The sequence below is a fragment of the Vibrio tetraodonis genome (genome assembly GCF_003350295.1).
In the GTDB taxonomy this organism is placed as follows: domain Bacteria; phylum Pseudomonadota; class Gammaproteobacteria; order Enterobacterales; family Vibrionaceae; genus Vibrio; species Vibrio tetraodonis.
This window is the reverse complement of record NZ_QLYY01000005.1, coordinates 394,882-408,601: the sequence shown is the minus strand read 5'-3', so window position 1 is coordinate 408,601 and position 13,720 is coordinate 394,882. Positions and strand designations below refer to the sequence as shown.

Annotated in this window: 11 protein-coding genes; 6 read left to right on the top strand and 5 right to left on the bottom strand. The window is 42.5% G+C overall.

Annotated elements, in window-relative coordinates; genetic code table 11:
• Positions 1-81: 81 nt before the first annotated feature.
• Complete coding sequence (locus DPF90_RS02040) at positions 82-2,619, top strand: glycosyl hydrolase family 18 protein (protein ID WP_114784139.1); 2,538 nt, start codon at positions 82-84, stop codon at positions 2,617-2,619.
• Positions 2,620-2,757: 138 nt separating this feature from the next.
• Here the strand turns inward: DPF90_RS02040 and DPF90_RS02035 are convergent, their stop codons facing one another.
• Complete coding sequence (locus DPF90_RS02035) at positions 2,758-3,132, bottom strand: SgcJ/EcaC family oxidoreductase (protein WP_205395145.1); 375 nt, start codon at positions 3,130-3,132, stop codon at positions 2,758-2,760.
• Positions 3,133-3,659: 527 nt separating this feature from the next.
• Between DPF90_RS02035 and DPF90_RS02030 the strand changes: the two genes are divergently transcribed.
• Positions 3,660-4,256: a GTP cyclohydrolase II gene (locus DPF90_RS02030; RefSeq protein WP_114784135.1), complete on the top strand. Its 597-nt coding sequence runs from the start codon at positions 3,660-3,662 to the stop codon at positions 4,254-4,256.
• A gap of 68 nt (positions 4,257-4,324) precedes the next feature.
• On the opposite strand, the gene DPF90_RS02025 is transcribed toward DPF90_RS02030, so the two are convergent.
• Genes DPF90_RS02025 through DPF90_RS02010 form a run of 4 tightly spaced genes read right to left on the bottom strand, consistent with a single transcriptional unit; the run spans position 4,325 to position 10,472 of the window.
• The gene (locus DPF90_RS02025) at positions 4,325-6,439 is read right to left on the bottom strand and encodes a type I secretion system permease/ATPase (protein ID WP_114784133.1); all 2,115 of its coding nucleotides are present in this window, start codon (positions 6,437-6,439) and stop codon (positions 4,325-4,327) included.
• A 17-nt stretch (positions 6,440-6,456) separates the two neighbouring features.
• On the bottom strand, positions 6,457-8,367 hold the full coding sequence (locus DPF90_RS02020; RefSeq protein ID WP_114784131.1) for a bifunctional diguanylate cyclase/phosphodiesterase: 1,911 nt from the start codon (positions 8,365-8,367) through the stop codon (positions 6,457-6,459).
• Positions 8,368-8,372: 5 nt separating this feature from the next.
• Positions 8,373-9,035 (bottom strand): transglutaminase-like cysteine peptidase, encoded by a 663-nt coding sequence (locus tag DPF90_RS02015; protein ID WP_114784129.1) that lies wholly within the window; start codon positions 9,033-9,035, stop codon positions 8,373-8,375.
• Positions 9,036-9,080: 45 nt separating this feature from the next.
• Positions 9,081-10,472: an HlyD family type I secretion periplasmic adaptor subunit gene (locus DPF90_RS02010; RefSeq protein ID WP_114784127.1), complete on the bottom strand. Its 1,392-nt coding sequence runs from the start codon at positions 10,470-10,472 to the stop codon at positions 9,081-9,083.
• A gap of 275 nt (positions 10,473-10,747) precedes the next feature.
• On the opposite strand from DPF90_RS02010, the gene DPF90_RS02005 reads away from it, so the two are divergent.
• From DPF90_RS02005 to DPF90_RS01990, 4 genes are read left to right on the top strand one after another with little or no spacing between them, the layout of a single operon-like run.
• On the top strand, positions 10,748-12,319 hold the full coding sequence (locus DPF90_RS02005) for a PAS domain-containing protein (protein ID WP_114784125.1): 1,572 nt from the start codon (positions 10,748-10,750) through the stop codon (positions 12,317-12,319).
• Complete coding sequence (locus tag DPF90_RS02000; RefSeq protein WP_162813975.1) at positions 12,312-12,686, top strand: STAS domain-containing protein; 375 nt, start codon at positions 12,312-12,314, stop codon at positions 12,684-12,686. Before DPF90_RS02005 ends, DPF90_RS02000 begins: the two co-directional genes overlap by 8 nt.
• 20 nt (positions 12,687-12,706) lie before the next feature.
• Positions 12,707-13,138: an anti-sigma regulatory factor gene (locus DPF90_RS01995; RefSeq protein WP_205395144.1), complete on the top strand. Its 432-nt coding sequence runs from the start codon at positions 12,707-12,709 to the stop codon at positions 13,136-13,138.
• Complete coding sequence (locus DPF90_RS01990) at positions 13,138-13,716, top strand: SpoIIE family protein phosphatase (protein WP_162813974.1); 579 nt, start codon at positions 13,138-13,140, stop codon at positions 13,714-13,716. The genes DPF90_RS01995 and DPF90_RS01990 overlap by 1 nt, the downstream gene beginning before the upstream one ends.
• The last annotated feature ends 4 nt before the right edge of the window (positions 13,717-13,720 follow it).

The following is a 13,720-nucleotide window of genomic DNA, read 5'->3' as shown; positions in this document are numbered from 1 at the left end:
CTTTTTCTGGTGTTTTTTCTGATAAGGGCAAGAACAAGATTCCCAGTTCAGGGAGATAGACAAGAAATAAGAGAGACAAGTATGAATAGGATAACTTTGTATGCTGCGAGTATCGCTTTGGCATCATCAACCTCAGTAATGGCTTTACCTGCAACCCCAACCATTGATGTATACGGATCGAACAACCTTCAATTTTCTAAGATTGAACTCGCGATGGATACCACCTCTGGATACAACCAGATGGTGAAGTATTTTGATGAAGCTAATATCACAATCAAGTTTAACCAATGGAGTGGCACAACAGGAGATACATACAAGGTTTACTTTGATGGAGTTGAAGTTGCCAGCGGCAATATTTCAGGGAGCCAAACATCCGCTAATTTCAAGTATGCGCGAGGCGGGCGTTATCAGTTAACGGTCGAAGCATGTGATTCGTCGGGCTGTAGTGCTAGCTCTCCAGGACAAATTGTGGTTGCTGATACTGACGGTGCACACCTAGAACCCTTGCCGATGAATGTCGATCCAAATAATAAAAACTACAACATAGACGCCAACACTGTTATGGGTACGTATTTCGTCGAGTGGGGCATCTACGGACGAGAGTTTACCGTAGATAATATTCCCGCTCATAACCTCACCCATATCCTTTATGGTTTTATTCCTATCTGTGGTCCCAATGAATCGCTTAAATCAGTCGGTGGCAACAGCTATCAGGCACTAAAAACGGCTTGTACAGGAGTGCCTGACTATGAGGTGGTTATTCATGATCCATGGGCGGCATACCAAAAGAGCTTTTCTCAAGCCGGACATACCTTTAATTCACCTATTAAAGGCAACTATGCCATGTTGATGGCACTCAAACAGCGTTATCCAGATCTTAAAATTATTCCATCTATTGGAGGCTGGACTCTTTCCGATCCCTTTTATGATTTTACCAATAAGACCAATAGAGATACGTTTATCGCTTCGGTTAAACGATTCTTAATCACGTGGAAATTCTATGATGGTGTTGATATTGATTGGGAGTTTCCTGGTGGTGGTGGTGCTGCGCCTGATTTGGGTGACCCCGTAAATGACGGCCCTGCTTATGTGGCTTTAATGCAAGAACTACGTGCTATGTTGGATCAACTCGAGCGAGATACAGGCCGAACATATGAGCTGACCTCTGCGATTGGTGTAGGCTATGACAAGATTGAAGATGTCAACTATGCCGATGCGGTCCAGTATATGGACTACATATTTGCGATGACCTATGACTTTTATGGTGGTTGGAATAATGTGCCTGGTCACCAGACAGCCCTCTATTGCGGAACTTTCATGCGTCCTGGTCAATGCGACGGTTCTGGTGTGGATGGAGATGGTGTTCCCTACAAAGGTCCAGCTTATACGGGGGACAATGGAATTAAACTTATCCTTGATCAGGGTGTGCCAGCCGACAAATTAGTGCTGGGGACCGCCATGTATGGAAGAGGCTGGGAAGGGGTTAAGCCAGATACTTTGATAGATCCAAATGATCCTATGACAGGCACAGCAACAGGGAAGCTTAAAGGTTCGACACAGCAAGGAGTTTGGGAAGATGGTGTGATCGATTATAAAGGTATCAAAACCTATATGCTTGGGGCCAACAAACAAGGTGTTAATGGTTTTGAGTATGGTTATGACAGCCAAGCTGAAGCACCTTGGGTTTGGAACTCTAAAACAGGTCAGCTTATTACTTTTGATGATGACCGCTCCGTAAAAGCCAAAGGCGCTTATGCTAGAAGCTTAGGTTTAGCTGGTTTATTCTCATGGGAAATTGACGCTGATAATGGTGATATTCTTAACGCTATGCATGAAGGCTTAGCGGGTGGTCCACCGGCGAATAGAGCTCCTATAGCCAATGCAGGGCCGGATCTTAATGTTGTTGGTCCAACAAAGGTTGTTATTGATGGCTCTGCATCCACGGATCCTGATGGACGTATTGAAAGCTACCTATGGGAGCAGACAGCAGGAACGCCAGTAACCTTAACAGGAAATGATACGGCTAAGGCAAGCTTTGATGTTTCAGAAGTGACGCAAGTTGAAACTCTGGTGTTTAGGCTAGTAGTCAGTGATAATCAAGGAGCAACAGGGACAGACAGCCTTGTCGTCAAAGTTCAGCCTAAAGATACTGGGCCAGGCAACACACCGCCTATTGCCAAGGTATCTGCCCCAGCTAAAGTTAAAGCTGGAGACTTAGTGGTCGTTGATGCTTCGGGGTCAATTGATGCGGATAATGATCCATTAACTTACCGTTGGGATATACCTTCCCAATTGAAAGCTGATATTGATGGAGCGCGAGTCAGTTTCATCGCTGCAGAGTACGATCTAGACACCTCACTATTGTTTACTGTCAATGTCAGCGACTCAAAAGCCAATTCGGTTGCATCAGCGACGGTCGTTGTAGCAAAAAAAGGGACAGGTGGTGGTCAATGTGACAATCTCTGGGATGCAAGTGCCACCTATAATGGAGGCGACAAAGTGACTTGGGATCAAAGAGAATGGCAAGCCAAATGGTGGACACGAGGAGATAATCCCTCGCAATCTGGGCCATGGGGCGTGTGGGAAGAGTTAGGACCTGCCAACTGCTCTACGAATTAAGTCGATTGTTGTAGCGCATACGCTTGATTGTGTGCGCTACGCGGTATTATCTAATCTAAATAAACCTTTCTTCTTAATGCGATTACCATGGCGATGTTGTCCTTGGCATACGCACTCTCATTGATGAAATGTGACTCGTCATATCTCTGATTGTTCTGGTATAGATGAAGAATGGTGCTCGATAATAAGCCATTGATTTCCATCCCATCGATAGACAAAAGTAAATCTTGCTTGGACTACTGAAGTGTCTATAAAGCTGAAACTATAGATCCCAGAGTTGATTGCTATATTCCCGATAATCCGAATATTGTATTCATCTATTGTTCCGACAGGGTTACGTTGTAGAAAAATGTCAAAATAATCTTCTATTTCTTGATGATTGTGGCGCACCACATTTGAGATTGTTGGTAAAAGAATCGCGTCTTGGGCATAGAGTGTGGAGACAAGCTCAGGGTCACCAGTTTGTAGCGCATTGTTCCAGCGTTGGAACAAATCTAATATTTCCGTTTTCATTACTTTCATTCTTGCCTTGTACCGTCATAATGTGGAGCGTGTTTTAATGATTAATGTCGTTCAAAAAGCATGGATGTGCTTTTGTTATTGATGATCTATTGAGATACTATTTTTATCAACGTTGTGTTATGTTATAACATAACGTTTGCTCGTTTCAGGTCAGATGACTTAACGGTATTAAAACGTGTCCTCCTTGCTTGTATGGCAGAACTGAACTTAAAGAGAGTTTAAGGATGTGATCACATATTTTATTCATGTGGTGGTTGCAGCAACCATTCGGAGCAGTTTAAACATTAAGTTTAGTCGCTTAGTTATGGTCAATTAGAAAAATATATTACTTTTCATAGTTATATTGATTCAAAACAAAATAGTATAAACTACGTATGAAACAAATTTGATACAAGTTTGATATTCATCTAGTCTAATAAAGTAAGTTGTAATTAGTTATGTTATCACATCACTGGTGTTAATCTTTAGCTCTTGGATGTGAAAGCTAGGTATAGTTAATAATTAAGGTGAGTATAGATATGTCAGATGTACGTACACGAGTAGACTTTAAAGTTGGGCTTAAAAGTAATATCGATGCGGAAATAGTATCTTTTCATGGTCTTAAGACAGAAAAAGAACATGTGGCCGTCATATTTAAACAAGCGGACAAAATGTCAGACGTGCCTTTGGTGCGCATGCATTCTGAATGTTTGACTGGCGATGTATTCCACTCTTCGCGTTGTGATTGTGGAGAACAGCTTGAAGAAACGATAAATCGAATGGGAGAGTCTGGTGGCATTATCTTGTATCTGCGACAGGAAGGGCGTGGTATTGGTTTATACAACAAAATTGATGCCTATCGACTTCAGAGTCAAGGTATGAACACCTATGAAGCAAATAATCATTTAGGCTTTGATGATGATCTTCGTGATTTCACAGAAGCGGCACAAATGCTTAAAGCGTTATGTATTACCAAGGTGAAGCTAGTTACGAACAACCCTAAAAAAATTAACGAGCTTTCAGCTTATGGTATTGAAATTGTGGAAGTCGTCAATACTTCGGCACACATCAAAGACGGCAATGAACACTATTTAAAAGCCAAAGTTTCCCATGGCAACCACCTATTAACCGTATAAAAGAACAGCCCAATGCACTTGCGTGTATTGGGCTAATTGTTTCTATCCATATTCAGTATGTAAAACTATCAATTAACCGCGCGTATATTGCCTTGTCTTAAATTATTGAGCACTTCAGCTTTTGGTCCGTCGGTTATGATAGTGCCTTTTTCCATCACGATGATTCTATCGACCACATCCAACATGGACGTTTTATGAGTGATCAAAACCAGTGTTTCTGACTCTTTAAGCTGAGAAAGCTGCTGTTTAATATGCATTTCAGAGCGATTATCCATAGCACTGGTTGGCTCATCCATTAGAAGGACTGGTGGCCTATGTAAGAATGCTCTTGCAATCGCAACCGCTTGTCGTTGCCCTCCAGAAAGCAGCAGTCCGCCTTCACCGACTTGGCGCTCAAGACCTGCCGGATCTTGTTGAGTAAAAACGGTCACTCCAGCGCGATTGGCTGCGTCCATGACATCTCGGTCATCGGCGAGCGGGCGACCAAGTGTGATATTGTCACGTATTGAACCATAAAACAGCTGACTATCTTGGGGAATGCACCCAATGTTGCGTCTGATGTCAATGTGGTGAAGTTGTTGTATGTCTGTATCGTCAATACGGACATGGCCCTCAGTTGGCTGATAAAGCCCTAGGATTAGCCGTTCAAGAGTGGTTTTTCCTGAACCTATTCGGCCTATAATAGCAATTTTCTCACCAGGGTTTATGGTGAGATTTAGATCGCGAATTGAAGCGACAGGAGAGTCCGGATAGTGGAAAGTGACCTTATCCAACTCGATTTTACCTTTCACTATTGGCCTATGAATATAGCGTTTTCCCTCTTCTTGTTCATCGGGCATGGCCATTATTTGCTCTATGATAGACAACGAAGACTTAGCTTGATTATATCGAGTAGAAAGGAGTGATAGCTGAACCATAGGACCTATAGCTCTGTTACTGAGCATAGTAGCAGCTATAAGGCCGCCCATAGTAAGCTCACCATCGGCAATCAAATACACCCCAAGAATGATCATCCCTACGTTTGAGGCTTGTTGAACAAAGCCCGCCGTGTTGTGAATACCGTCTGTTATTCGTCGACTTTTAATACTCCAGTTCGACATGTGGGCAACGGCTTCTTCCCATTTGAACTGAAATTGACTTTGAGCCCCAAACAGTTTGAGCGTCTCTAATCCAGATAAACTTTCGATGAGGTTGGCATACTTTTGTGATGCCAAACGAGACCCTTCTTCAATCGATTGCTTGAGTGGTCCTTGTATGATGGCGGAATAGATGATGAGGATCACAACGCCTAAGATAGGAATCCAGACTAGGTTTCCTGCCATCAGCCATATTAATAACAAAAACAACAGTGCAAAAGGAAGGTCGATAAGAGAGCCAATCGTTGCTGAAGTAAAAAATTCTCGAATTGATTCAAACTCCTGCAAATGTCTTGCGAAAGCGCCGACTGAAGGAGGTTTGGCTTCCATTCGAATCCCAAGAACTTTACTGAAGAGTTTTGATGATATGAGTACGTCAGATTTCTTTCCCGCCACATCGATAAAATAGCTGCGAAGGATTTTCAGTGTGAGTTCAAAAAGAAAAATTACAAAGATACCACTGGCCAAAACCCACAGTGTTTCAAAGGCTAAATTGGGGACAACCTTGTCGTAGACCAAACGTGTAAACATAGGGGCTGCTATTGCAAACAAATTGATCATTATCGAAGCGATAAAAACGTCTCGATAGATATTCTTTGACTGCCACAATGTTGACCAGAACCAGTGACCTTGACGAGTTTTTAAAATTTCTGGTGAGCGTTCATCATAACGAAACTGCTTTTTCACCAGAAAATAGCGGCCAATATAGAGCTCATTAAGCTCCTCAATCGATATCGAAATGGGCACCAGTCCTGATTCGCCAGTGACTACTTCGGCCTCTTGCTTTTCTAGGTTAATCGTATTGAGTACACAAGCGTCCCCACCTTTAAGAAGCAATACAACTGGGAGGACTAGCTCTGATATTTCGGTTAATTTTGAGCGGTTTTCTTTCGCGACCAGTCCAGCGCGTTCAGCTGAACGAGGGAATAGAAACGGGGTTAATTTACCAGACGATAATGGCAAGCCGTTGATCAGAGCTTCTGGTGAATTCGCTAACCCAAAGTAGCGGCTAATGTATATGAGTGAATTGAGTAAAGGATCTTGCATTAACGGCTGTAACCTTCTTACTTATCTACAATGAAGCCTTGGAACACATCGATAAAATGCTCCGCTAAAAAGTCGAGTTGCGCCTGAGTTTCTACACGAGATGCAATCGTCTTAATTCCAAGGTTATGTGCTGTGCGCGAAATTGAAGTTAAGGTAAATTGCTGTTTTTCCTCGTCTAAGTGGTGCGTATAAAGATAGTCAACTTTAACATAAGCGGGTCTGAATTCGTTGATGTAATCCAAAGATTGGAAATTTCTTCCGTAGTTATCGACACCAAAATCAGCGCCAGCGTTACGAATCGCATTACAAAAGAGCGCTGTATGATGAGGTGTATTAACAAAGCAGTTTTCAGGAATTTCAAAATGCAATAGCGGGGCAGCTGACTTGTGACGGCTTAAGATTTGCGTAACCCAGCGAATAAAACTTGGTTCAGCAATACTACTTTGTGAAATGTTAATCGCTACAGGATCAGAGAAAGTGCCTTGTTCGAGTTGATTAATCATAGTTTGAATGACGTACTCATCGAATAGATGGCTGGCATGAAGCTGCTCCAAAGCAAACATATACTGATTGGCACTGAATCTTTCACCATCCCTTTCAATCGCAGAGAAAACCTCTCTGTGGTAGGTTTTCCCTGAGCCATCATTCGCGGCCTGATAGCGGAATTTAAACCAGTCGTTACTCATGGCTTCTTCGACTAGCGCTTTCCACTGTTGTTTGCCCATTAGATTTTCAGAGTTGTCACTGGTTACGTAACCATAGGTAATTTCTGGATCAGATTTTGCTGTCGCTAACGCGTTATCCAGCATAGTTAGAATGCTGGATGTGTCTTTTGGCACCTCGTTGTACACAACACCTAGCGCTACATTTGATTTCGCCATCCCTGTTGGGTCAGGGTTAATGCCTTGGACATAGTTAATGATGCTCTCAGAGACATTTTTCAGTTCACTTTCACTCATGTTAGGGATGATAAATGCAAACTCTTCGGGAGAGATTCGCGCTATGGTGATATCTGGGAAGGTTAATGAAACACTGAGGTGATCAGACAGCTCTCTGACCATACTGTCACCAGCTTTATAACCTTTCTCTTCATAGAGATCATGAATAAAGCTTGCGTCAAGCATGGCAACCCCACCAACTCCACCTTCGCCTAACCAAGCATTGAGCTGATTCATATAGTAGGCGCGATTACCCAGTTTTGATACGGGATCAATGTAGGCGCGTTCTCTGAGTTTTTGGGCTTCTTGTGCTTGGGCTTTAAATGATTGCTCCAATTGGGAAGACATACTATTGATACCGTCGACAACATAGATAAGATCTTTAGTCGAAGGCCTGGGTAATGGCTCTCCAAATTGATTGCGCGCCACTTGCTCCATTTTAGTAACGATGAGTTGTAAAGGACGCAGTGCGCGTTTGAGGATAAAAGCAATCGACATTAAGCCAATGGAGAAGATAAGACTAAAGGCTATAGCTAATCGAACAAATGCATTCCAAAGCTGGGTGTAGGCGTCCCCAGTATGGCTTACGATTTCTACCTCAGCGAGTTGCATCCAGCCGCTGGTCACGACCCGGCGATCGTGGATACGATCAAATAAATGCAGGCCAGTAAACCAGTCGGGTACATCGAGTGGTTTGACGGGGTAGGAACGGATAATTTCTTCCCCATTATCAAGGAAAATGAGACGCACGATGGAATAGCTACTGCCATCAAATAGAGCATTAACGACCGATTCAACCGCTACTTGATCTTTACTTTCTAGGTAGGGTGCCAAAGCAAGACCGACAGTGTTGATGGTATTGTTCATTTCTGACCGTTGCTGCTGGATCAGGCTGTTTCGCGTCGTGTTAAATTCGATGATGAAAACCGAAACCATCAGCATCAAAAATACCGCTATCATTCCCGCGACAAGCTGTTTATATAAAGTCATATTGCCTACTCATCGTATTTCAAAATTGGTTTATTCAATTTGAGTGATTTCTCTCTGGCCCTGAGATCATTCCATAAGCTTAATCTTGATGATTTCCCGGCCAGTTGCCCTTTCTTCGATTTCATTAGCCACAGATTTTTACCATTAAAGCTGTATACAGGTAATAAATCTCGACGTTTGGATGCTCTTTTAATCTGTGGATCAATGTTATCGAGCAAAATAGGTTCTGCGCTTGGTTTCGAATAATAGGCCAGTACCATATGAAATTGGTTTAGCTTAATTGCTTTAACGTAGACCAGCCTGAGTTTTTTATCTGGGACCCCAAGCTCAAGCAGTGAAAAATACTTTGCGATAGTAAAATCTTCGCAATCTCCGCCATTACTGCCCAAAAATTCAAGTGGGGTTGCCCAATAGTCTTTCTTGCCCCAAAGCCTATCATCATTGACGAAATTGAGTTGATTGAAAAAGCGATTTACTTTGACCAGCTTTTCTTTCTCCGGAAGTCCTTTGAATTGGACCATTTCACGACGCCAAGTTTCGACTCTTTTCCCTGCTCTCTCTCCATATGTCTTCCTAACCGCATCAACCCAGCGTTGTTCTTGGGTATTGAGTGCCTGTGAAGCGGTTGAGACCATAAGAAACACTAGAAGTGAGAGCAGAAGTTTCATTTCGTCACTGTCTATGCAAATAAGTAAGTAGAGTTGCTGGCATTGTTATTCCTTAAGTGCGTTGTTTTTGGCTCCGAAGATCGGCTTTAGCAAATATTCCATTACTGTACGCTTTCCTGTAATTATATCAACTGATGCTGTCATACCAGGTATAATGGGCAATGAAGCATCATTATTTAGGCTTGTTTCTTTGGTTCTAACCCTTACAAGGTAAAAGCTGTTACCCTCTTCATCTGTGGTTGTGTCAGCACTAATATGCTCAAGTTTGCCCTCTAGTCCACCATACTTAGTAAAATCATAAGCGCTAAATTTAACAATGGCACTTAAGTTTGGCCTTAAGAAGGCAATATCTTGAGGAGCGATCTTGGCTTCTACTAATAATGTGTCTTCACTGGGCACAATTTCCACAATGTCCATGCCTGGTTGGATAACCCCACCAACCGTATTCACATTGAGAGTTTTTACTGTCCCAATAACAGGAGATATGACGACAGTTCGATTGACTCTATCTTGGAGGCCAACACTCGATTCTGTAAGTGCAGAGAGTTTGTCTTGCGTTTGGTTGAGCTTTTCTTGTTGCTCGGAACGAAACTTTTGCGCAGCATCAATTCGGTTTAGCATTGACTCTTGAATAGCAGATTGGAGTACTGGCACTTTAAGCTCGCTGGAAGTCATTTCTCTTCGCGTATCATTGACTTGCCGCTGCAGTTTCAGTAATTCTATTTGTGGCACCACACCCTCATCAGCCAATGGTTTGGTGATTTCGAGCTCTTTGAGAGCAAAATTATAACTTTCACGTAAATTTTTTACCCTAGCTTGTATTTCAACCAGATCTTGTTGCTTCTGCTTTACTTGTTGGTCAATGAGTGAAATTTGGTTATTCAGGTTGTTGAGATCTTGCTGATATTCAGCTCTCTGCCTTGCAACAAGGCGTGGTTGTCGTTCAACCAGAGAGGGAGGAAAAGCCAATTTATTAAAATTAATTTCTACGCTTTTTTGCCAAGAGCTCGGGGTAAATTTTTCATTGACGGTAACGCTCGTAAGTGAGGCAGATAATTGCAATACACTTGCGGTGAGATTGGCAATTTGCTGCTCACGTTCGCGAAAGTCGGACCGAAAACGTGTGTCATCTATTAGCAGTAGTTGTTGGCCTTTTTGAACCGTTTGTCCCTCACGTACTAAAATTTCTTTAACAAGTCCACCTTCAAGGTTTTGAACGATTTGAACTTGAGACGAAGGGACTACTTTTCCTTCTCCCACGGTTACCTTATCAATCTGTGCCCAAGACGCCCAAACTCCCGCTAAAATTAAAAATAGCAACATCACCCACAGCATAATACGGGCACTACTGGGGGTGTTGAGTAACAAGGCGGCGGTTTTATCATCCACGTACTCAAGTTCGCTGTCAGAAAGCTTGCTGTAGTTATCCTGAGTCATGAGTTGATTCCTGTTAATGTTACATGTCATTTAGTTGTGTATTAAGAATAGCCAATTTTATTAAGATACAGTAGTAAGTTATAGCTGTATCAAGCACTTAAACTGCGGAAAAGTGATAATTTGTGCGCTGAGTAGGGTGAACGTATACGAACAATAGCGTGTTTTTGGCGTGGTTTGATTTAGGCTGTTTTCCGCGCATTAATCTATAGTTTAGTGACTAAGCTTTTCGGGTTAATCGAAGTTTTTATTGGACGCAATAATTCCAAGGAGTGGCAATGAAAAAAACAAACAAAGGTTTTGATACAGAAGCAGCGTTATATGAAAGCGTTTACAACGCGATTAGCCGCTCCCAGGGTGTTATAGAGTTTGAGCTTGATGGCACTATTTATAACGCGAATCAAAATTTTCTCGATGTTGTTGGGTATTCTTTGAATGAAATTAAAGGCAAGCATCATCGCATGTTTGTCACGCCTGCACACGCTAGAAGCAAAGCTTATAAGGATTTTTGGGCTAAGTTAGGCAAGGGTGAGTACGATTCTGGTGAATATAAACGTGTTGCGAAAGGAGGGCAAGAAATCTACCTTCAGGCAACGTATAACCCGGTATTTGATAGTAATGGTAAGGCTATACGGGTGATTAAAGTTGCAAGTGATATTACCGATACCAAGCTTGCCAGCATCAAGGCGAAAGCACATACACAAGCGATTGACCGATCACTAGCGACGATAGAATTCGAGCTAGATGGCACCATTATTACAGCGAATCAGAATTTTCTTGACCTGATGCATTACACCCTCAACGAGATTAAAGGTAAACATCATAGAATATTTTGCGAAGATGAATATCGCCAAAGCGTGGAATACAGCCAATTTTGGGATAATTTGGGTAAAGGGGAATTCAGTTCGGGTGAATTTGTTCGCGTGACTAAGGACGGACAAACCGTTTTCATACAAGCGACCTATAATCCTGTGTTCAATGAACAAGGTAAATTGGTCAAGGTGCTAAAAGTTGCATCAGATATTACCGAGTTCAAAACGATCAGTAATGAAGCTCAGGCCAAAGCCGATGCGATTGACAAATCATTGGGAACAATAGAGTTTAATCTTGATGGAACAATTATTACCGCTAACAAAAACTTTTTGGATCTCATGGGTTATAGCTTGGCAGAGGTTCAAGGTAAACATCACAGGGTGTTCTGTGAGAAAGAGTATAGTGAAACAGAGCAGTACAGAGAGTTCTGGCGTGAGCTCGGTGCAGGGCAGTTTAATTCGGGGGAATTTAAGCGCATTGCCAAAAATGGTCGAGAAGTTTATATCCAAGCCACTTATAACCCAGTCTTAGACCTCAAAGGCGAACCATACAAAGTGCTTAAGGTCGCCTCGGATATCACTGATCGTAAGAAAATGTCTGAGGAACGAGCAAAACAGGCCTCGATGATTATGGAAATGTCGACACCAGTGATGCAGCTTTGGGACAAAGTACTTATGTTACCTGTGATTGGCCTGATTGATTCAAGTCGAATCCAGATGATCATGGAAGCTGTGCTGCAAAAAGTGATCGATTATGAAGCGCGTGTGATTGTTATTGATATTCAGGGAGTTCCGACCGTGGACAGCGCTGTTGCTAATCATCTTTTGAAGGTTGCCAAGGCTACAAGGCTGATGGGGTGTGTATGTATCGTGACAGGGATCTCTCCAGTGGTTGCTCAAGCTATCGTCAATCTTGGTATCGAACTCAATGATGTAGTGACTCAGTCCACGCTCAAAGAAGGCGTGAATAATTCCTTTAAAATCGCTGGGTACACATTAAGCGATAGCAACGATGATCAGGACAAATGGCATGAGTAATACTCCAGCAGATATGATTAAAGTGGTTGTTCATGATATGAGTCGTTGCTTGATTGTTCCAATACAAGAAGAGCTGTCGGTTGATGATGCAAAGCGAGTACAAGAAGTGTTGCTGGATAAGCTAGGAGCACGACACGTTAAAGGTGTTGTCATTGACTTTTCCGGTGTTGATATTGTTGATAGTTCGCTGTGGGATGTATTTATTAAGCTAGTCAATATGGTCAAGGTTATGGGCTCTCGAACTGCAATTACGGGGCTAAGTCCTGGGATCATAGCATCGATGATTGATTCCAACATGGACATTGAAGGTTTGACGACCAAACGAAATATGGAAGAAGCACTGGAATATTTGCGCTCTTATCAATGAGCATAAAGGTAAGAGTCTGAGTGCATGAACCTATTATTCCTGGGGGCTGGGTGACAGAGAATGCCAAACTAGACATTGTGACTGACTCAGATGTCGGTTACGCCAGTTTAGATGCGAAACTTTTTGCGCAGCAGCTCGGTTTTTCTACTGTGGACCAATATATGATTTCAATAGCGGTCAGTGAGTTAAGCCGAAACATCCTTAATCATGCTGGGCGGGGGTTTTTGTACCTTAAATCTGTCCAAGAAGGAGAAAAAACAGGGGTTGAAATCATCGCTAAAGACAACGGTGGAGGTATACGAGACCTCGAAAAAGCTCTGAGTGATAACTACAGTACAGGCGGGACCATGGGCGTGGGTTTACCTGGCACTAAACGACTGATGGATTCGTTTCATATAGAGACAGAACTAGGTGTTGGCACTGCTGTCACGGTAAGGAAATGGCTAAAGTAATGACAGAAAAAATTGAGATCGCGATTGGTGAAAAGCCGCTCGAAGACGTGAATGGCGACGATGCTTTTTATCAGCAAAATGGCAGTGATTATTTTATTAGTCTATTTGATGGGGCTGGACACGGTAAAAGCGCGCACAGTATCGCCAGTACGACTAGGCGCTTTTTAAAACAGTTCTATCAGACAGATCTTGCAGAATTAATGGAGCAGTTACATAACAACTTACGAAGTACAAATGGCGGCGTTGCCATTATTGCCAATCTGGATATGGAGTCGCTGTGCCTAGAGTATGTTGGTATTGGTAACATTTTCATGTGTAAGGTCGGTAAAGAAGTACAAAGATTTATCTGTCAACAAGGTGTACTCGGCTATCAGATTCGGACGCCTAAAAAAAATAGGGTGCAGATGGTGCCTGGAGAAATATTAATACTTTATTCTGATGGAATTATGAGTAATTTTGATCCAAAAGATTACCCAAACATCTATACTGATAATGCTGAAACTATTGCCCAGAATATCACTCGGAAGTTCGCGAAAGCGTCTGATGATGCCACGTGTCTAGTAATCCGAGTTAATTGAGAGC

Coding starts and splice junctions, on each gene's coding strand:
- DPF90_RS02040 (WP_114784139.1), top strand. CDS start 82: ATGAATAGGATAACTTTGTATGCTGCGAGTATCGCTTTGGCATCATCA.
- DPF90_RS02035 (WP_205395145.1), bottom strand. CDS start 3,132: ATGAAAACGGAAATATTAGATTTGTTCCAACGCTGGAACAATGCGCTA.
- DPF90_RS02030 (WP_114784135.1), top strand. CDS start 3,660: ATGTCAGATGTACGTACACGAGTAGACTTTAAAGTTGGGCTTAAAAGT.
- DPF90_RS02025 (WP_114784133.1), bottom strand. CDS start 6,439: ATGCAAGATCCTTTACTCAATTCACTCATATACATTAGCCGCTACTTT.
- DPF90_RS02020 (WP_114784131.1), bottom strand. CDS start 8,367: ATGACTTTATATAAACAGCTTGTCGCGGGAATGATAGCGGTATTTTTG.
- DPF90_RS02015 (WP_114784129.1), bottom strand. CDS start 9,035: ATGAAACTTCTGCTCTCACTTCTAGTGTTTCTTATGGTCTCAACCGCT.
- DPF90_RS02010 (WP_114784127.1), bottom strand. CDS start 10,472: ATGACTCAGGATAACTACAGCAAGCTTTCTGACAGCGAACTTGAGTAC.
- DPF90_RS02005 (WP_114784125.1), top strand. CDS start 10,748: ATGAAAAAAACAAACAAAGGTTTTGATACAGAAGCAGCGTTATATGAA.
- DPF90_RS02000 (WP_162813975.1), top strand. CDS start 12,312: ATGAGTAATACTCCAGCAGATATGATTAAAGTGGTTGTTCATGATATG.
- DPF90_RS01990 (WP_162813974.1), top strand. CDS start 13,138: ATGACAGAAAAAATTGAGATCGCGATTGGTGAAAAGCCGCTCGAAGAC.